General features: G+C 68.2%; 11 protein-coding genes. 8 read left to right on the forward strand and 3 right to left on the reverse strand.

All coding sequences use genetic code 11. The features are described 5' to 3' along the window. Position 1 precedes the first annotated feature (1 nt). Positions 2 to 1735: an ABC transporter ATP-binding protein gene (locus tag ACIRCZ_RS00735; protein ID WP_402848555.1), complete on the forward strand. Its 1734-nt coding sequence runs from the start codon at positions 2 to 4 to the stop codon at positions 1733 to 1735. Then, complete coding sequence (locus ACIRCZ_RS00740; protein WP_055892081.1) at positions 1732 to 3714, forward strand: ABC transporter ATP-binding protein; 1983 nt, start codon at positions 1732 to 1734, stop codon at positions 3712 to 3714. Before ACIRCZ_RS00735 ends, ACIRCZ_RS00740 begins: the two co-directional genes overlap by 4 nt. A gap of 29 nt (positions 3715 to 3743) precedes the next feature. Here ACIRCZ_RS00740 and ACIRCZ_RS00745 read toward each other — a convergent pair whose 3' ends face one another. From ACIRCZ_RS00745 to ACIRCZ_RS00755, 3 genes are all read right to left on the reverse strand, one after another. Then, complete coding sequence (locus ACIRCZ_RS00745) at positions 3744 to 5132, reverse strand: NAD(P)/FAD-dependent oxidoreductase (protein WP_402848559.1); 1389 nt, start codon at positions 5130 to 5132, stop codon at positions 3744 to 3746. Between the two features lie 106 nt (positions 5133 to 5238). Further along, positions 5239 to 6651: an aspartate aminotransferase family protein gene (locus tag ACIRCZ_RS00750; RefSeq protein ID WP_402848562.1), complete on the reverse strand. Its 1413-nt coding sequence runs from the start codon at positions 6649 to 6651 to the stop codon at positions 5239 to 5241. Beyond that, positions 6648 to 7130 carry an Lrp/AsnC family transcriptional regulator gene (locus tag ACIRCZ_RS00755; protein WP_055892090.1) on the reverse strand — a complete coding sequence of 161 codons (483 nt, stop codon included), beginning with the start codon at positions 7128 to 7130 and terminating at the stop codon, positions 6648 to 6650. The genes ACIRCZ_RS00750 and ACIRCZ_RS00755 overlap by 4 nt, the downstream gene beginning before the upstream one ends. A gap of 88 nt (positions 7131 to 7218) precedes the next feature. Here ACIRCZ_RS00755 and ACIRCZ_RS00760 point away from each other — a divergent pair, with 88 nt between their 5' ends. The 6 genes from ACIRCZ_RS00760 to ACIRCZ_RS00785 all read left to right on the forward strand — a co-directional run bounded on the left by ACIRCZ_RS00760 (position 7219) and on the right by ACIRCZ_RS00785 (position 19820). Beyond that, on the forward strand, positions 7219 to 8652 hold the full coding sequence (locus ACIRCZ_RS00760; protein ID WP_402848566.1) for a gamma-aminobutyraldehyde dehydrogenase: 1434 nt from the start codon (positions 7219 to 7221) through the stop codon (positions 8650 to 8652). 118 nt (positions 8653 to 8770) lie between these two features. Next, entirely contained in the window at positions 8771 to 10207 is a 1437-nt protein-coding gene (locus ACIRCZ_RS00765) for a gamma-aminobutyraldehyde dehydrogenase (protein ID WP_402848569.1), read from the forward strand. A gap of 33 nt (positions 10208 to 10240) precedes the next feature. After that, positions 10241 to 11461 (forward strand): FHA domain-containing protein, encoded by a 1221-nt coding sequence (locus ACIRCZ_RS00770; RefSeq protein WP_402848572.1) that lies wholly within the window; start codon positions 10241 to 10243, stop codon positions 11459 to 11461. Further along, the gene (locus ACIRCZ_RS00775; protein WP_055892103.1) at positions 11458 to 12294 is read left to right on the forward strand and encodes a protein phosphatase 2C domain-containing protein; all 837 of its coding nucleotides are present in this window, start codon (positions 11458 to 11460) and stop codon (positions 12292 to 12294) included. The genes ACIRCZ_RS00770 and ACIRCZ_RS00775 overlap by 4 nt, the downstream gene beginning before the upstream one ends. Positions 12295 to 12438: 144 nt before the next feature. Next, positions 12439 to 13866, forward strand: a complete 1428-nt coding sequence (locus ACIRCZ_RS00780; RefSeq protein WP_055892108.1) for a serine/threonine-protein kinase — start codon at positions 12439 to 12441, stop codon at positions 13864 to 13866. Further along, entirely contained in the window at positions 13839 to 19820 is a 5982-nt protein-coding gene (locus tag ACIRCZ_RS00785) for an Ig-like domain-containing protein (RefSeq protein ID WP_402848577.1), read from the forward strand. Before ACIRCZ_RS00780 ends, ACIRCZ_RS00785 begins: the two co-directional genes overlap by 28 nt. Positions 19821 to 19905 lie beyond the last annotated feature (85 nt).

Below are 19905 nucleotides of genomic sequence, written 5' to 3' on the forward strand. Positions count from 1 at the left end.
CATGCTTCTCAAACTCCTCGGCCGGTTCCTCCGACCGCACTGGCCGCTCCTCGTCGGGGTGGTGGTCTTCCAGCTCGCCCAAGCGCTGCTGTCGCTGTGGCTGCCGACGTTGAACGCCGACATCACAGACAACGGCATCGCCAAGGGCGACACCAACTACATCGTCTGGGTCGGCGCAGGGATGCTCGGGGTCACCCTCGTGCAGGTCGCCTGCTCCATCACCGCGGTGTACTTCGGGGCGAAGGTCGCCATGCGGGTCGGTCGCGACCTGCGCGGCTCGATCTTCCAGAAGGTGGGCGAGTTCTCCGAGCGCGAGGTGTCGAAGTTCGGCGCTCCGTCGCTGATCACCCGCAACACGAACGACGTGCAGCAGGTGCAGATGCTGGTGCTGATGACCTGCACGCTGCTGGTCTCCGCGCCGATCCTGGCGATCGGCGGCATCATCCTCGCGATGCAGCAGGACATCCAGCTCTCCTGGCTGATCGCGGTCAGCGTCCCCATCCTGCTGGTGGCCGTCGGGCTCATCATCTCGCGCATGGTCCCGCTGTTCCGCAAGATGCAGGAGCGGATCGACAGGGTCAACCGGGTGCTGCGCGAACAGCTCACCGGCATCAGGGTGGTGCGCGCGTTCGTCCGCGAAGACATCGAGTCCAGCAGGTTCCAGAAGGCGAACGCGGACGTCACGGACACCGCACTGCGCGCGGGGCGGCTGTTCGCGCTGATGTTCCCGATCGTGATGCTCGTGCTGAACGTCTCGAGCGTCGCGGTGATCTGGTTCGGCGGGTTCCGCATCCAGGACGGGTCGATGCAGATCGGCACGCTGACGGCGTTCCTGCAATACCTGATGCAGATCCTGATGGCGGTGATGATGGCGACGTTCATGGCCGTACTCGTGCCGCGTGCCGCCGTCTGCGCCGACCGCATCGGCGAGGTGCTCGGCACCGAGTCGTCGGTGCGCATCCCGGAGTCCCCGATCACCGAGCTGGACGCGCACGGCACCCTGGAGTTCGTCGACGTCGGCTTCTCGTACCCGGGAGCGGAGCAGCCGGTGCTGAGCGACGTGACCTTCCTGGCGAAGGCCGGGCAGACCACGGCGATCATCGGAAGCACCGGTTCCGGCAAGACGACGCTGGTCAACCTCATCCCGAGGCTGTTCGACGCGACGAGCGGTATCGTGCTCGTCGACGGCGTGGATGTGGCGGAGCTCGACCCCGACCTGCTCTGGTCGCGCATCGGGCTGGTGCCGCAGAAGCCGTACCTGTTCTCCGGCACGGTCGCATCCAACCTGCGCTACGGCAAGCCTGACGCGACGGACGAGGAACTGTGGCAGGCGCTGGAGATCGCGCAGGCGCGCGACTTCGTCCAGGCGATGGGGGAGAAGCTGGACGCACCGATCGCCCAGGGAGGCACGAACGTCTCCGGCGGTCAGCGGCAGCGGCTCGCCATCGCACGCGCCCTGGTGAAGCGTCCGGAGATCTACGTGTTCGACGACTCGTTCTCCGCGCTCGACACGGCGACGGATGCGCGACTGAGGCAGGCGCTGTCGCGTCAGGTCTCCGACGCGACCATGATCGTCGTCGCGCAGCGGGTGTCGACCATCGTCGACGCCGACCAGATCATCGTGCTGGAGGACGGCCGCGTGGTCGGCCGGGGAACGCACGACGAACTCCTGCAGTCCAATGAGACGTACGCCGAGATCGTGTCGTCGCAGCTCACCGCGGAGGAAGCAGCATGAGCGAGAACACCGAAACAGAGGAGCGCGTCCCCGCGCGTCCGCCCGTCCGCCGAGGCCCTGGCGGCGGAGGTCCGTTCGGCGGGATGCAGGGGCCGGTCGAGAAGTCGATGAACTTCGGCCCGTCCGCCAAGCGGCTCGTCGGCCGGCTGCGGCCGGAGGCGATCGGCATCGCGTTCGTCACACTGCTCGCCGTGGTGAGCGTCGTGTTCGCGGTGCTCGGGCCGAAGCTGCTCGGCAACGCGATCAACCTCGTCTTCGCCGGAGCGCTGTCGTCGCAGTTCCCGAAGGGTGCAACGCAGGAGCAGGTGATCGCCGGGCTGCGCGCATCGCACCAGTCCCAGCTCGCCGACCTGCTCTCCGGCACGACCTTCACCCCCGGCGCCGGCATCGACTTCACCGCGGTCGGCGGCGTTCTGATGTGGGTGCTCGCCCTCTACATCCTGTCGTCGGTGTTCAGCTACCTGCAGGCGTACGTGCTCAACGGGATCACCCAGCGCACGGTGTACCGTCTGCGCGAAGAAGTGGAGGCGAAGATCCACCGCCTCCCTCTGCGCTATTTCGACGGGATGCAGCGCGGCGAGCTGCTGAGCCGGGTCACCAACGACATCGACAACATCTCGCAGACCCTGCAGCAGTCGATGAGCCAGCTGCTCACCTCCCTGCTCACCGTCGTCGGCGTGATCGTGATGATGTTCGTCGTCTCCCCGCTGCTCGCCGTGATCGCGCTCATCACCATCCCGCTGACGCTGATCATCACCACGGTGATCGCCAAGCGGTCGCAGAAGCTGTTCGTCGCCCAGTGGAAGAACACCGGCGAGCTGAACGGTCAGATCGAGGAGGCGTTCACCGGCCACGCCCTGGTGAAGGTGTTCGGCCGTCACCGCGAGGTGGAGGAGCAGTTCCGGCTGAAGAACGAGGAGATGTACCGGGCGAGCTTCGGCGCTCAGTTCATCTCCGGAATCATCATGCCCGCGATGATGTTCGTCGGGAACCTGATGTACGTCGTGATCGCGGTCGTCGGCGGTCTGCAGGTGGCGAGCGGCGCGATGCAGCTCGGTGACGTGACCGCGTTCATCCAGTACTCGCGTCAGTTCACGCAGCCGCTTACGCAGCTCGGCTCGATGGCCAACCTGCTGCAGTCCGGCGTCGCATCCGCCGAGCGCGTGTTCGAGCTGCTGGATGCGGACGAGCAGTCGAGCGACCCCGCCGACCCGGAGAGCCCGCAGGGCACCAAGGGACGCCTGGCGTTCGAGGACGTCTCGTTCCGTTACACGGAGGACAAGCCGCTGATCGAGGACCTGTCGCTGGTGGCACAGCCTGGGCAGACGGTCGCCATCGTCGGCCCGACCGGCGCTGGCAAGACCACGCTGGTGAACCTGATGATGCGGTTCTACGAGTTGGACTCCGGACGAATCACGCTGGACGGCGTCGACATCGCGTCGATGACCAGGCGCGACCTGCGCAGCCGGATGGGAATGGTGCTGCAGGACACCTGGCTGTTCAACGGGACGATCCGCGAGAACATCGCGTACGGCCGGCCGGACGCGACGGAGGAGGAGATCCTCGACGCTGCCCGTGCCACATACGTCGACCGGTTCGTGCACTCGCTGCCGGACGGCTACGACACGGTGCTGGACGACGAGGGCGGCAACGTCTCCGCCGGTGAGAAGCAGCTGCTGACCATCGCGCGGGCATTCCTCGCCAGGCCGAGCGTCCTCATCCTGGACGAGGCCACGTCGTCGGTCGACACCCGCACCGAGGTGCTGGTGCAGAAGGCGATGGCGGCGCTGCGCACCGACCGCACCTCGTTCGTGATCGCCCACCGTCTGTCCACGATCCGGGATGCGGACCTCATCCTGGTGATGGAGGCCGGCCGCATCGTGGAGCAGGGCACGCACAACGAGCTCCTCGCGGCAGGCGGCGCGTACTACACCCTCTACAACGCCCAGTTCGCCGCCCCCGTCTCCGACGAGGCCTGACCCCGGTCCCCTCCACCCCGGGGAGGGGGTCAGTGGCCGGTGAGGGGGGCCATCAGGCGGGCGGCGATGGATGGGCGGCCGGTGACGCGCTCCTCGAGGTCGGCGAGCTCTGTGCCGACGAGGCCGGCGTTCGCGCCGGCGAAGCGGAGCGGCTCCGGCTCCCACTGCGGGGAGCGGTGGCCGACCCAGGGGAGAGCCGTCAGCGCGGTGCGGCGGCCGCCGATCAGATCGGCGATCGTGCGCCCGGCGAGGTTGGTGGTGCTGAGGCCGTCGCCGACGTACCCGCCCGCCCACGCCTCTCGCGCATCCCGGTCGTAGCCGACGCTCGCGTGCCAGTCGCGCGGGACGCCCAGCGGGCCACCCCAGTGGTGCGTGATGCGTGCGCCCGCCGCGTCCGGGAACAGCTCGAACAGAGCGCGCATGAGGTGGTCGCGCACGCGAGGGGCACGGTCGTACTCCGGCAGGATCGTGCTGCCGAGGTGGTAGCGGGCGCCCCGGCCGCCGAACGCGAAGCGGTTGTCCGCTGTGCGCTGCCCGTAGATGATGAGGTGCCGGAAGTCGGCGAAGGTCTGGCCGTGCTCGATGCCGATGCTGTCCCAGACGTCGTCGGAGAGCGGCTCGGTCGCGATCATCAGCGAGTACAGCGGCAGGATGCGCCTGCCCACCTGAGGCAGCTGCGAGCCGTACCCCTCTGTCGCGTTCACCACGGTGCCGGCCCTGACCGTGCGCACCAGTCCGCCGGAGACCGTGGTGACGACGCCGTCCGTCCAGGACGTCGCCTCGGTCTTCTCCGCGATGGTCGCACCGCGCGCCTCGACGACCCTGGCGAGACCGCGCACCAGTTTGGCCGGGTGGATGCGCGCGCAATCCGGCGTGAACGTCGCGGCGACCGCATCCGTCGCCCCGAACCGGCTGCGCACGGTATCCGTGCCGAGGATCGACACCGTGTCGACGCCGAACTCCGCCGCCTCGGCGTACTCCGCCCGTGCCGCGGCGAGCTGGACGCGCGAGCGGGCGAAGGTGATCGTCCCCCCGCGGACGTAGTCGCAGTCGATGCCTTCCTTCTCCGAGACGCGGCCGACCTCGCCGACCGTGTCGATCATCGCGCGGCGCTGGGCGACGGCAGCGGCGAAGCCATAGCGGGCCTCCAGCGCGGAGGCCGACCAGGGGAAGAGCGCTGAGCACCAGCCGCCGTTGCGGCCCGAGGCGCCGAACCCGGCGACCTCCTTCTCCAGCAGCACGATGCGCAGCGACGGGTCGGCCTCCTGCAGGTAGTACGCCGTCCACAGTCCGGTGAGGCCGGCGCCGACGATCGCGACGTCCGCCTCCACGTCCTCGCCCAGCCCCGGACGGGGACGGAACCCGTCCTCCGCCTCACTGATCGACTCGAACCAGTACCCGACCCGCTCGTACCCCACGCGCGTCCCCTCTCGTCTCGCCAAAAGATCGAGCCCGGACTTATGCAGGCGACACGCCGTGAAACGCATGCACAAGTCCGGACTCGATCGTGTGTGTGGTGGGTGGTTACAGGTGGTTCTCGGCCTCGGTGAGGACGGACTCCAGGATCTGACGGATCTCGGTGAACTCGGCAGGGCCGATGGTGAGCGGCGGGGCGAGCTGGACGACGGGGTCGCCACGGTCGTCCGCGCGGCAGTACAGACCGGCCTCGAACAGCGCCTTCGACAGGAAGCCGCGGAGCAGTCGCTCCGACTCGTCGTCGTCGAACGTCTCCTTGGTCGCCTTGTCCTTCACCAGCTCGATGCCGAAGAAGTAGCCGTCGCCGCGCACATCTCCGACGATCGGCAGCGCGAGCAGCTTCTCCAGCTCTGCGCGGAACAGCGGCGAGTTCTCGCGGACGCGCTCGTTGAGCTTCTCCTCCTCGAAGATGTCGAGGTTCTCCATCGCGACAGCGGCGGAGACGGGGTGACCGCCGAACGTATAGCCGTGGTAGAACGACGTGTTGCCGTGCTTGAACGGCTCGTACAGCTTGTCGCTGATGATCGTCGCGCCGATGGGGGAGTATCCGCTGGTCATCGCCTTCGCGCAGGTGATCATGTCCGGAACGTAGCCGTACTCGTCGCAGGCGAACATGTGGCCGATGCGGCCGAAGGCGCAGATGACCTCGTCGCTGACCATCAGCACGTCGTACTTGTCGCAGATCTCGCGCACACGCTGGAAGTATCCGGGGGGCGGAGGGAAGCATCCGCCGGAGTTCTGCACCGGCTCGAGGAAGATCGCGGCGACGGTCTCAGGACCCTCGAACTGGATCATCTCCTCGATGCGGTTCGCCGCCCACACGCCGAACTGCTCGACATCGTCCGTCGGTGCGCCCATCTCGCCTGCGCGGTAGAAGTTCGTGTTCGGAACGCGGAAGCCGCCGGGCGTCAGGGGCTCGAACATCTCCTTCATGGCGGGGATGCCCGTGATCGCGAGGGCGCCCTGCGGGGTGCCGTGGTACGCGACGGCGCGGGAGAGCACCTTGTGCTTGGTGGGGCGGCCCTGCAGCTTCCAGTAGTACTTGGCGAGCTTGAACGCTGTCTCGACCGCCTCGCCTCCTCCGGTGGAGAAGAAGACGCGGTTGAGGTCGCCGGGCGCGTAGTGCGCGAGGCGGTCGGCGAGCTCGATGGCATTCGGATGCGCGTACGACCAGATCGGGAAGAACGCCAGCTCCTCCGCCTGCTTGGCCGCGGCAGCAGCGAGCCGCTTGCGCCCGTGGCCCGCGTTGACCACGAACAGCCCGGAGAGGCCGTCGATGTACTTCCGGCCGCGGGAGTCGAAGATGTGGTGGCCTTCGCCGCGCGTGATGATGGGGACTCCGTGGCCGTCCTCCATCACCGACTGGCGCGCGAAGTGCATCCAGAGGTGGTCCTTCGCCTTGGCCTGGAGGGCGTCCTCGTCGGCCGTCGAGATGGCGGGGTTTTCTGTGGTGATTGTCATCGTGTTCCCCAGTTGTAGAACTGTTTGTGGAGTTTGAGATAGACGAACGTCTCTGTCGAGAGCACGCCCTCGATGGTTCGGATCTCGGAGTTGAGCATGGTGATCAGATCCAGGTCGTTCTCGCAGACCACCTCGGCGAGGATGTCGAACGTCCCCGCCGTGAGGACCACGTAGTCCACGGACGGCATCGCCGCCAGCTTGTCGGCGACCGCCCTTGTGTCTCCTGTCACCCGCACGCCGATCATCGCCTGCCGGTAGAACCCGAGTTGCATCGGGTCCGTGACGGCGACGATCTGCATGACCCCCGACTCGGTCAGCTTCTGCACGCGCTGGCGCACAGCCGCCTCGCTGAGACCGACGGCTTTGCCGATCTCCGCGTATGAGCGACGGCCGTCGACCTGCAGCTGCTCGATGATCGCCTTCGAGACGTCGTCGATCTGGACAGGCTTGGCGGCAGTGACTGCCCGAGGGGAACTCATGGAGCGATTCTGTCAGTGAGATGACCTTCGGGCAAGCGAATCCGCACGAATCTGTACCGTTTTCTATCGAAATCAGTAGACTTCCGGCATGACAACGCGAGAACTCCGCAATTTCGTGAACGGCTCCTTCACCGATTCGAGGTCCGACGAGCGCCTTCCGCTCATCGACCCGGCGACCGAGGAGGTCTACGCGACCTCACCCGTCTCGACGGCGGACGACGTCGCCGACGCATACCGCGCGGCACAGGATGCGTTCGAGACCTGGGGCGAGACGACACCCAGCGAACGGCAGCTGGCCCTGTTCAGGATCGCCGACGCGATGGAGCAGCGCGCTGAGGAGTTCGCAGACGCCGAGTCGCAGGACACCGGCAAGCCCCGTGCCACCCTCGTCGACGACGAGATCATGCCGTCCGTCGACCAGATCCGCTTCTTCGCAGGAGCGGCGCGCAACCTCGAGGGCCGCTCGGCCGGCGAGTACATGAAGGACCACACCTCCTTCGTGCGCCGCGAGCCGATCGGCGTCGTCGGCCAGGTGACGCCGTGGAACTACCCGCTCAACATGGCGGTCTGGAAGTTCGCGCCTGCGCTCGCCGCCGGGAACACGACGGTGCTGAAGCCCTCGGACACCACGCCGCTGTCCACGCTGCTGCTCGCCGAGGTCGCCTCCGAGTTCCTTCCCGCCGGCGTGCTCAACGTCATCACGGGAGACAGGAACACCGGCGCCGCGATGACGGCAGACCCCATCCCGCAGATGATCTCGATCACCGGTTCCGTTCGGGCGGGGATGGAGGTGGCGCGCGCGGCGTCGTTCGATCTGAAGCGCGTGCACCTGGAGCTCGGCGGCAAGGCGCCCGTCATCGTGTTCGACGACGCGGACATCCAGCAGGCCGTCGAAGGAATCGTGGCGGCCGGATACTTCAACGCCGGCCAGGACTGCACGGCGGCGACCCGCCTGCTGGTGCAGGAGGGCATCCACGACGAGTTCGTCGCAGCCCTCACCTCATATGCCCGCGACAACGCCAAGACGGGAGCGCCACGAGAGGACGGCATCCTGTTCGGCCCTGTCAACAACGCCAACCAGCTCGCCCAGGTGAGTGGCTTCATCGACAGGCTGCCCGACCACGCGACCGTGCAGCTCGGCGGCCACCGGCAGGGCGACAAAGGCTACTTCTACGAGGCGACCATCGTGTCCGGCCTCCGCCAGGACGACGAGGCGGTGCAGAACGAGATCTTCGGTCCGGTGCAGACCGTGCAGAAGTTCACCGACGAGGCGGAGGCGCTGCGCCTGGCGAACGGCGTGCAGTACGCCCTGGCATCCTCGGTCTGGACGAAGGACCACGGCACCGCGATGCGCTTCGCGAAGAACCTGGACTTCGGATGCGTGTGGATCAACACGCACATCCCGATCGTCGCCGAGATGCCGCACGGAGGCTTCAAGCACTCCGGCTACGGGAAAGACCTGTCGATGTACGGCTTCGACGACTACACGCGCATCAAGCACGTGATGTCGTACATCGGCTGAGGCGGAGCGCAGGACACTCGGGTATGGTCGCCTCGTCGGGTCATGAGCCCGGCGGGCGACGCCGTTGTCGTGCAACAGCCGCGTGCCCAGGAAACAGCGCGAACGTTGGAGGAATGCGATGAGCATCCGTGAACTGAAGAACTTCGTCGGCGGCGACTACGTCGAATCGAGGGCGACAGAACGCCTCGACATCGTCGACCCTGCGACAGAGGAGGTCATCGCAACGACGCCGATCTCCACCGAGGAGGACGTCGCGGATGCGTACCGCGCGGCAGCCGGGGCGTTCGAGACCTGGGGAGACACCACGCCGAGCGAGCGCCAGCTGGCCCTGCTCAAGTTCGCCGACGCACTGGAGGAGCGAGCAGAGGAGCTCGCCGACGTGGAGATGCGCGACACCGGCAAGCCGCGCGGCGGCATCGTGCCGGACGAGGTCGAGCCGATGATCGACCAGGTGCGCTTCTTCGCGGGCGCCGCCCGCAACCTCGAAGGCAAGTCGGCGGGGGAGTACCTCAAGGACCACACCTCGTTCGTGCGCCGCGAGCCGATCGGCGTGATCGGGCAGGTGACGCCGTGGAACTACCCGATGATGATGGCCATCTGGAAGATCGCGCCGGCCCTCGCCGCAGGCAACACCGTTGTCCTGAAGCCGAGCGACTCGACACCGTCGTCGTCGCTGCTGCTGGCCGAGATCGCCTCCGAGTTCTTCCCGGCGGGAGCGTTCAACGTCGTCACGGGCGACAGGGACACCGGCCGTGCGCTCGTCGCCGACCGCATCCCGCAGATGGTGTCGATCACCGGGTCCGTCCGGGCCGGGATGCAGGTGGCAGGGTCGGCGGCGCTCGATCTGAAGCGCGTGCACCTGGAGCTCGGCGGCAAAGCGCCCGTCGTGGTCTTCAACGACGCGGACATCGCGGCGGCGGCGGAGGGCATCGCCAGTGCCGGCTTCTACAACGCGGGGCAGGACTGCACGGCGGCCACCAGAGTCCTGGTGCAGGACGGCGTGCACGACGAGTTCGTGGCGGCGCTCGCCGAGTACGCCCGCGACAACGCGAAGACGGGAGGACCGCGCGAGGACGGCGTGTTCTTCGGAGCGCTGTCGAGCGCCGACCAGCTCGCCAAGGTGGAGGGCTTCATCGACAGGCTGCCCGACCACGCCACGCTCGCGCTCGGCGGTCACCGCCAGGGCGACAGGGGATACTTCCACGAGGCGACGATCGTCTCCGATGTCGTCCAGGACGACGAGGTGGTGCAGGACGAGATCTTCGGCCCGGTCATCACGGCGCAGAAGTTCAGCGACGAGGCGGAGGCGCTGCGTTTCGCGAACGGCGTGCAGTACGGGCTGGCCTCGTCGGTGTGGACGCAGAACCACGGCACAGCGATGCGCATGGCGAAGGGACTCGATTTCGGCTGCGTCTGGATCAACACGCATATCCCGCTGGTGGCCGAAATGCCGCACGGCGGGTTCAAACACTCCGGATACGGCAAGGATCTCTCGGCGTACGGCTTCGAAGATTACACTCGGATCAAGCACGTCATGAGCTACATCGGCTCGTAACCCACCACGACCACATCCATGGGAGGAACCTCGGTGTCTCCTGGGTACGTCAGGTACGCGCCGGTCGCTGGCCCGTCGAGGTGGCTGCTGATCGCAGGAAAGCGGTTCGTCGCGGCCGTGGAGAGCTCGGTCGCCGACGCGATCGTGGACACGGTGTGGTGGCTGGCCGACTCCGAGCTGGCGACCATCGAGTCCGTGGTCGGCGCGTTCCCCCTGGTGGGCCAGGATGCGGTGCGCTCGTTCGCGGTCGCAGAGCTCACCGAGCCGAACGCGGCCGGCGAGGTACTGGTGACGGCGGTCGTGCGCGGCACGGCGGCCATCGATGTCTTCTCCGTCGGCGGGTCCAGGAGGTTCTCCGCCGGGGGTGTGCAGCCGTGGGTGCTCGCCGAGTTCCGGTCGGTGATCGGGCTGGTGATCGGTGGGGACGACCTGCCGACGGGCCCCGTCGCCCGGCTCAGCGTCGGCTCGCTTCCCGTCGGACTCGGTGTCGTGGACGGCGAGCTGCTGACCTGGACGCTGTCGCCGATCGAGCGGGTCGAGCGCACGGCGCCTGGGCGGTACGTCGGCGGTGGATCGGGGCAGGGCCACGGACAGGGGCAGGACGCAGCGCAGCAGGAGCGGGCGCCAGGCGATCCGGATGCCGACCACGTCTCCGACGAGACGATCATCAGGGCCAGGCTCGGGGCGAGCATCTTCGCCCACGAGACGGAGGTGTCGCCCTCCGGGCCCGTCGTCGCCGCCCGGCACGAGCTGCAGGGCGCTGTCGACATCGAGCCGCCCTCCGACACGCCCGAGCCGTATACGAACGCATGGACGGATGACACGGCGGCGGCGACGCAGCCCGTGATCCTCCCTCCCGCGCCGTCGCAGTACGCGATCCGGCTCGCATCCGGAGAGGTCTTCGAGCTCGACCTGCCCGTCCTGATCGGCAGGAGGCCGACCGCTCCGCGCATCGACTCCGGGGCTCCTCCGCGGCTGGTGGCGGTCGCGTCGCCTGATCACGAGGTATCGTCGACGCACGTCAGGATCGAGCAGGAGGGCGACGCGGTGGTCGTCACCGACCTGCGCTCCACCAACGGCACCGTGGTCACTTCTGCCACGGGGAACGAGTCACGCCTCCGGCCAGGACAGTCCGTCGTCGTGCTCTCCGGCACAACCGTGGAGATCGGCGACGGTAATATCATCGAGATCGTTGCCGCAGGCGGACGCGCTGGCGACGACGCATCCGAACCGACTAGAAGAGGACGCGAGTGACCCAGATCGGTCGCAGCAACAGACGCCACACCGTGGCCGTGCCTGGCGATTCCGACGCGCAGATCAGCCTCGCCTGGGCGGCGCTGAGCGACAAAGGCTATCGAAGGTCCGTCAACGAGGACAGCCTGCTCGCGCGGTCGCCGATCTTCTCCGTCGCGGACGGGATGGGCGGCCACACCGCAGGCGACTTCGCCAGCACGGCGGTCGTCACCAGGCTCGCCGAGCAGGTCTCGGTCGACTTCATCGGCCAGGAAGCCCTCACCAGTGCGCTACGCGCCGCTGTCGACGACATGGGTCGCGGCGTCGGCCACACCGACCTGGGAACCGGCACAACCGTGACGGGCATCGCTCTGACCCTCGTCGACGGCGCCCCGTACTGGCTGGTGTTCAACATCGGCGACTCGCGGGTGTACAGCTACCACGACGGAACGCTGGAGCAGGTCACGGTCGACCACTCGATCGTGCAGGAGCTTCTCGACTCCGGCGCCATCACCCCCGCGGAGGCGGAGGTGCACCCGCACAGCAACGTGATCACCCGCGCCGTCGGCTTCAACGAGGACCCCGTCCCGGACTTCTTCCTCATCCCGATCGTCGCCGGCTCGCGGCTGCTCGTCTGCTCGGACGGGCTCACCAAGGAGCTGACGGAGCACGGCATCCGGTACTTCCTCGGCGAGGGCGCCTCCCCACTGGATGCGGCCCAGCAGCTGATGGATGCGGCCCTCGGCAACGGGGGAAGGGACAACGTCACGGTCGTGGTCGTCGACGTGCTCGCGACGCCGGAGAGCGGGCCGCACGGCGACGGGGTGCCGAGGCGGACCGCGCGACGGCACTGAGCGCGGCCACGCCGACCGTCCGGACTGTCCCCCGAGTTGGGGGTGCGCATCCTGTCCCCAGTCCGGGACCAGGCCGAGTCCCCTCAGCGGGTGCTGCCTACAATTGGGGGACCGTTTTGAGCTTCGACCGACCCGGGAGGCGATATGGCCCGGCGCTTGCCGTCACAGCCGCCTAACCTTCCCGGCTTCTCGTACGTCCGCGTGCTCGGCTCCGGCGGTTTCGCCGACGTCTTCCTCTACGAGCAGAACATGCCACGCCGTCAGGTCGCGGTCAAGGTCATGCTCGCCGAGGTGGTGACGAGCCAGGTCAAGCAGATGTTCCAGGCCGAGGCCAATCTGATGGCCCAGCTGAGCACCCATCCGTCGATTCTCACCGTCTATCAGGCGAGCGTGTCCGCCGACGGCCGCCCGTATCTGGTGATGGAGCTGTGCTCGTCGGCGATCGGCCAGCGCTACCGGATGGAGCCGCTCCCTGTCGCGGAGGCGCTGAGCATCGGCGTGCGGATCGCGAGCGCCGTCGAGACGGCGCACCGCGCAGGGGTGCTGCACAGGGACATCAAGCCGTCGAACATCCTGACCACCGCGTACGGGCATCCCGTGCTGAGCGACTTCGGCATCGCGGCGACCCTCGGCGATGCGGAGGTCACGGAGGCGATCGGGCTGTCCATCCCGTGGTCGGCGCCCGAGGTGCTGCTCGACGAGACGAGCGGGACCATCGCCAGCGAGATCTGGGCGCTCGGCGCGACGATCTACTCGCTGCTCGCCGGCCGGTCGCCGTTCGAGGTGGCAGGCAAGGAGAACACGTCGTCCGAGCTGATCTCCCGGATCACGAAGGGCAGGCCGCAGCCGATCGGCAGGGTGGATGTTCCGCCTCGGCTGGAGCAGGTGCTGCAGAAAGCGATGGCGAAGAAGCCGTCCGCCCGGCAGCGCAGCGTCATCGAGTTCATCAGGGAGCTGCAGGCCGTCGAGACCGAGCTCGGCCTTCCGCAGACGCCGATCGAGGTCGCGATGGACGACTGGGCGCTCGCGACGGCAGACGACCCGGAGGACAGGACCCGTGTGAAGGGCCTCGTCTCCGTCGATCCGTCCGTCGCGCGCAGGCGCAGAAGGAACGCGTCGGCCGCCACGGTGGTGCGTGCTCCCACGCGGACCGTCGTGCGGGAGAGCGCAGGCAGCATGCCGAGCACAACGGCACCTCCGCCCGCCAGGTGGTCGAGGGCGCTCGTGCTGTCGCTCGTCGCCTGCGCCGTGCTGGTGGTAGCCCTCGCCGTGACGGCGACGTTCGTGCTGGTCAGGGTGTCGTCGAGCGGCGAGATCCCCACCGTGCGCGATCTGTCCGGCCGGGTCTCGTCCGGCACCATCGTGTTCAGCTGGACCGATCCAGGGCTTCAGCCGGACGACACATACCAGGTCGCGGTCGGCGATGAGCCGCCGAGCAGTCAGCACGCCACCGAGTTCAGGGTGGATGCGAAACCGGGTGAGACCGTGTGCGTCACCGTCACGGTCAATCGGGACGGGAAGACGGGCGAGCCGAGCGGCCAGAAATGCGTGCAGAGGGCGGACAGCCCGTGATCGGAGCCTGGATCGCGGCGCACAAGTCCCTGGTGGCGACGGCGACGAGCAGCACCGCCGTCGTCGCTCTGGTGACGACGCTCGCCGTCGTCTCCGGCGGCTACAGCGCCCAGCACATGCAGCTGGGGGATGCGGCGGTCTGGGTGTCGAGCGACGCCAAGAAGTCGCTCGGCAGGGCCAACACCGAGATCGACAAGCTGAACTCCGTGGTGACGGGCACCGGCGAGGCGGTCGACGTGGCGCAGGACGGCTCGAACGTCCTGCTGCTGGACAGGGAAACGAACACGCTCGCCGTCGTGGACCCCGCCACGAGCGAGGCGGGCAAGTCGGTGGCGCTTCCTCCCCGGTCGCCGCGCGTCGACATCTCCGGCGACCATGTCTCGCTGCTGTCGCAGGCGACCGGTCAGCTCTGGCTCACGACGGTCTCGCAGCTCGACCAGTTCAACGCGGGGTCCGGCTCGACCATCGACCTCGGCGGCAGGACCGTCGCCGCGATGGATCCCGCCGGCGCCCTGTTCGCCTACCTGCCGGACACCAGGACGGTGACCAGGATCGACGTGACGGGCGCCGAGCCGTCGACCACGTCGCAGAAGGTGCCAACGAAGGGCGACGGCGCTGCGGTGACACTGACCGTCGTCGACGGGAAGTGGGCGCTCTTCGACCCCGATCAGAGCACGCTCTATCTGGCCGGCCGCACGGTCGACCTCTCCGGGCTGCTCTCCACGGGAGACGACCCCGTCCTGCAGCAGTCGTCCTCCTCCGGAGACGCGGTGTGGATCGCGACGAACAACGGGCTGATCAGGGTGCCGTTCGACGGGTCGAAGCCGTCACGCGCGTTCGCGGACGCCTCAGGAGCCCCTGCTGCACCGACGACGGTCGGCGACTGCACATACGCCGCGTGGAGCGGGGGAACGGCGTGGAGCTCGTGCGACGCATCCGGTGCGGGCAAGGCGTCGACGCTTACCAGCGTGCCGGGCGGAGCAGCTCTCGCGTTCCGGGTGAACAAGGACAGGGTGGTCCTGAACGACGGCAAGTCCGGCATCTCCTGGGCGGTGCAGAGCGGCAACGCGCGCATCGACAACTGGGATGAGCTGGTCGCCAAGAAGAACACCAAGGAGCTGGTCGACCAGTCCAGGCAGGACACGACGCCGCAGTACGAGAAGCAGCAGCAGCCACCCGTCGCCGTCGACGACCAGTTCGGAGCGCGACCTGGGCGAGTGACCCCGCTTCCCGTGCTGCTGAACGACTACGACCCGAACGGCGACGTGCTCACGATCGACTCGTTCACGAGCATCCCGGAGGAGCAGGGCACGCTGGAGCTGACGAACAGCAACCAGCAGCTCCAGATCACGCTGCCGGACACGGCGAGCGGCCTGATCGCGTTCGACTACACGATCTCCGACGGCAGGGGAGGCACGGCTTCGGCGCACGTCGTGGTGTCCGTGCGCCTGCCGACCGAGAACTCTCCACCGGTATGCGTCCGGGCGGCGAAGGCCGTCGTGCAGGCAGGCGGACGCGTCACCAGCTCGGTGCTCGGCGACTGCTACGACCCGGACGGCGACTCGTTCTTCCTGGCAGCGGCGACCGTCCCAGGTCCGGACACCGTGACCTTCACGCCGCAGGGCCAGGTCGCGTTCTCCGACCACGGTCAGGGCGGCGACCTCAAAGACGTGAACCTGGTGGTGTCCGACGCGCTCAGCCAGGGAACGGGCACGCTTGCCGTGACGGTGCGCGCACCTGGCCAGGTGCCGATAATCGCCGACCCGTTCGCCGTGCTCGCGTACCAGGGGCAGGAGGTGACAGTTCAGCCGCTCGCGCACGTGCGGGGAGGCAACGGCACCGTGCGGCTCAGCAACGTGCCGAGCAAGGCGGACGCGACGATCACGCCCGACTACCAGGGCGGAACCTTCCGCTTCGACTCCGACCAGGTCGGCACGCACAACATCGAGTACACCGTCTCGGACGGCGTCGTCACGTCGACGGGGACCGTTCGCATCGACGTGAAGGCCCCTCCCGGCGCGAAGACGGCCCCGATCGCCGTGCCGCACACCGCGTTCATCAGGGAGCAGACCACCCAGGACGTGGACGTGCTGTCCACCGACATCGACCCGTCCGGCGGCGTGCTGCTGGTCACCGGCGTGACCGCCCCTGCCCCGGCGAGCGGCGTGCGCGTCGAGATCCTCGGCCAGCGCACCCTCCGCGTGACGCTGAACCGGCCTCTCGACGCCCCGCTCGACTTCCACTACCAGCTCAGCAACGGGCTCGCGGACGCGGTCGGGACCGTGACCGTGGTGCAACTTCCCCCGCTGACCGTCCACCAGCCGCCGATCGCTGCACCGGACAGCGTCTCGGTCCGCGTCGACGACGTCGTGGACATCCCCGTGCTGGCCAACGACATCCAGCCGGATGGGGACAAGCTCACGCTCGACCCGACGCTGGCGACCCCTCTGCCGTCCGGCGCCGGCCTGCTGTTCACGAGCGGGAGCCAGCTGCGCTATCTCGCGCCGTCCAAGCCGGGAAACTTCACCGCGGCGTACAAGGTCGTCGGAGAGGACGGCCAGTGGGCGACAGCAGAGGTGAACATCGCCGTGCGGGAACGCGACGAGGCGACGAACAATCCTCCTGTCCCGAAGACGGTGACGGCGCGCGTGCTCGCGGGCGATACCGTCCGGGTCACCATCCCGCTGTCCGGCATCGACCCTGACGGGGACTCCGTGCAGCTCATCGGTCAGGAGACCAACCCGCAGAAGGGCGCCGTGATCGCGTCAGGGCCGGACTGGATGGACTTCCAGGCCGGTGACTACGCTGCGGGCACCGACACGTTCAGCTACGCCGTGGTGGATGCGCTCGGCGCCCGCGCCACAGGAACGGTCAGGGTCGGCATCGCCCCGCGCGTCGACGGAGCGCGCAACCCGGTCGCCGTCGAGGACGACGTGACGACCCGCCCTGGCAAGACCCTCAACATCCAGGTGCTGGCCAACGACAGCGACCCGGACGGGAGCCCGCTGACCGTCACCAAGGTGTCGTCGCTCGACGGCAAGGCCAAGGCCAAGATCAGCGGCGACATCGTGGTCGTCACCGCGCCGAAGGCAGAGGGCACATACGGCTTCCTCTACACGATCCAGAACCAGCGCGGAGGCACGAGCGAGAACTTCGTGCGCGTGACGGTGAGCGCGAACGCCCCTCCTGCGAGGCCGATCGTCGCCGACACCTCGCTCGGGCTGTCGGACATCCTCGGCAAGGACAGGGTCAATGTCAACGTCCTGGCGAACGTGTTCTTCGCTGATGGACCGGTCTCCAGCTTGAAGCTCCAGCTCGTGCCAGGCTACGGAACGAGCGCGCAGGTCACGGCGAACAAGCGGATCAGGATCACGATCGGTGCGAAGAGCCAGATCATCCCGTTCAAGGTGAGCAACCCGGACGACGAGTCCGTCTCCGGGTACGGTTTCGTGCACGTCCCCGGATACAACGACGCGCTGCCGCAGCTGAAGCGCGGCGCCGCCGATCTCGCGGTGGTCAGCGAGAAGACGCTGACCATCCATCTCAATGACTACATCGTGGCCGTCGGAGGGCGGAAGGTGCGGCTCACGGACGCCGCGACCGTCAGGGCGACCCACGCCAACGGCGACGACCTGGTGGTCAACAACGACACCCTGCAGTACACCAGCGCCGCGCGGTACTTCGGGCCGGCGTCCATCTCGTTCCAGGTGACGGACGGCACATCGGCCGGCGACCCGAACGGCAACGTCGCGACCATCGTGCTGCCGATCCAGGTCGCGCCGCGACAGAACCAGCCACCGGTGTTCACCGGCGCGCTGATCGATTTCGAGCCAGGCCAGTCGAAGACCGTCGACCTCGCCAAGCTCACCAGCTACCCGTATGCGAAGGACCAGAACGAGCTGGTCTTCAGCATCCAGGATCCGAAGCCCGCTGGGGTGTCGACGTCGCTCGACGGCAACAAACTCACGATCGCCGTGGCGGCCGGAACGGCGAAGGGTGCGCATCCGTCCATCTCCATCGGCGTGCGCGATGCGGTCAACGCCGGCCAGGCAGGACGCATCGACATCAACGTGGTGCCGTCGACCAGGCCGCTGGCGAGCCCGCAGTCCGACACCGTGATCGCCCCGCGCGGCCAGACCACCTCCGTGGATGTTCTCGCCAACGACAAAGCGACGAATCCGTTCCCAGACAAGCCACTGCGCGTCGTCGGCGTGCGCGGCGTAGGGAGCAGCGATCTGCCGAGCGGCGTGACCATCACGCCGAGCGCGGACAACTCGACGCTGAGCATCCAGGTCTCCGCGACGGCGGCTCCCGCCGACGCGACGGTGCAGTACGAGGTCGCGGACGCGACGAACGACCCTGACCGCTACACCTGGGGGACCGTGACGGTGTCGGTGCAGGACAAGCCCGCTCCCGTCTCGAACGTCCAGATCACGGCGTTCGCCGACCGGTCGCTCACCGTCTCGTGGATTCCCGGCGCGTTCAACAACTCGCCGATCACCGGATTCGAGGTGACCGTCGCGAACGCGGGCACCGGCCAGGTGCTGTCGACCACGCCGTGCGCGACGACGAGCTGCGCGGTCGGCACTCCCGGCAACGGCCCGGACAACGCGGTCACCGTCACGGTACGCGCCAAGAACGCACTCGGGCTGTCGGATCCCACCGCGTACACGGAACCGGTCTGGTCCGACGTGATCCCCGGCGCGCCGTCCGGGCTGTCCTCCCTCCCGCTCGACCACGGACTCCGGATCAGCTGGACCAAGCCGGCGGATGTGCCCGGAGCCAGCCCGATCTCCTCCTACCTGGTGTCGCTCGCCGGGCAGACCGTGCCGTTCGCCGTGCAGCGCGGAGACGCCCCTGGCGCGCAGTACTCGCTGAACATCACGGACGCAGGCATCGCGAACGGTGCGGCCATCGGCTTCTCCGTGTCCTCCCGCAACGACTTCTACGCCGGACGCACGAGCTGGAACCAGAGCCAGAGCAGCGGTGTGCCCGCCGGCGCTCCGCTGGTCGTCGGCGCCGGACCGGTGGCGACACCGAGCCAGACGGACGGGTCGACGGCGACGCTGAGCTGGCCGACGGTCTTCGGCGACAACGGCAAGGCGATCACCCGGTACTTCGCCGGCGTCTTCCAGGGCTCCGCGATGCCGAACTGCAGCGTCAGCGGCGTCGAGTCCGGCAACCCGGTGCTGCAGGTCGACCCTCGGTCGTCGTCGTTCATCTCGACGGCGAGCACGAGCACGACCTTCCAAGGGCTGCAGCCGAACACGAGCTACAACTTCGTGGTCTACGCGTACAACGGCCAGGGATGCACGCGCAGCAACGTCGTGACGGCCACGCCGAGGCAGGCGCCTGGCACGCCGACCGCCGTGAGCGTGTCCGGCCCCGTTGCCAACGGGGCGAGCCGCTACGACTTCCGCCTCGACAGCGTGACCTACCGTGCCGGCAGCGGCGCCAACCCGGTCGTCACGTACCGGCTGACCGGCGCAGGCGTGGACGAGACGGCCTCGATCCAGGGCACCTCCGGGATACTGACAGGGACGGGTGTGAACCACTACGGCGTCGCCCTGACGCTGACCATCCTGCGGGTGTGCGAGTTCTACCCGGACGGCAGCAGGCTCTGCAACGACCAGAGCGGCGGGCAGGTCAGCGTGCCGCTCGGCGTCCCTGTGTCGACCGAGCTCGGCGGCGTGCGCTTCACGACGACGACGGACACGACCACCGATCCGGCCACGACCAGCTACGCGTACACCTGGACCTCGTGGCCGACCGGGGCGTACGACAGCGTGACATACACCTGCGACGGTGGGGTCACCCAGACGCCGATGCCGGCCGTGGGGCAGACCGCATCCTGCGCCCCCGTCGATCCGAGCTTCCCGCTCGTGGTCACGGTGAACGTCGGCGGCGCCGCGTACACCCAGAGCTACGCGAGTGCTGCCGTCCCGCAGGGCTAGGAACGGTCATACTGAATGACAATGCCCGCAATGCCAGAACCCCCGCACTTCCAGTACCCCCGCAGTTCCAGAAACGACCGAGCCG

The organism is Leifsonia sp. NPDC102414 (genome assembly GCF_044765685.1).
GTDB lineage: Bacteria > Actinomycetota > Actinomycetes > Actinomycetales > Microbacteriaceae > Leifsonia.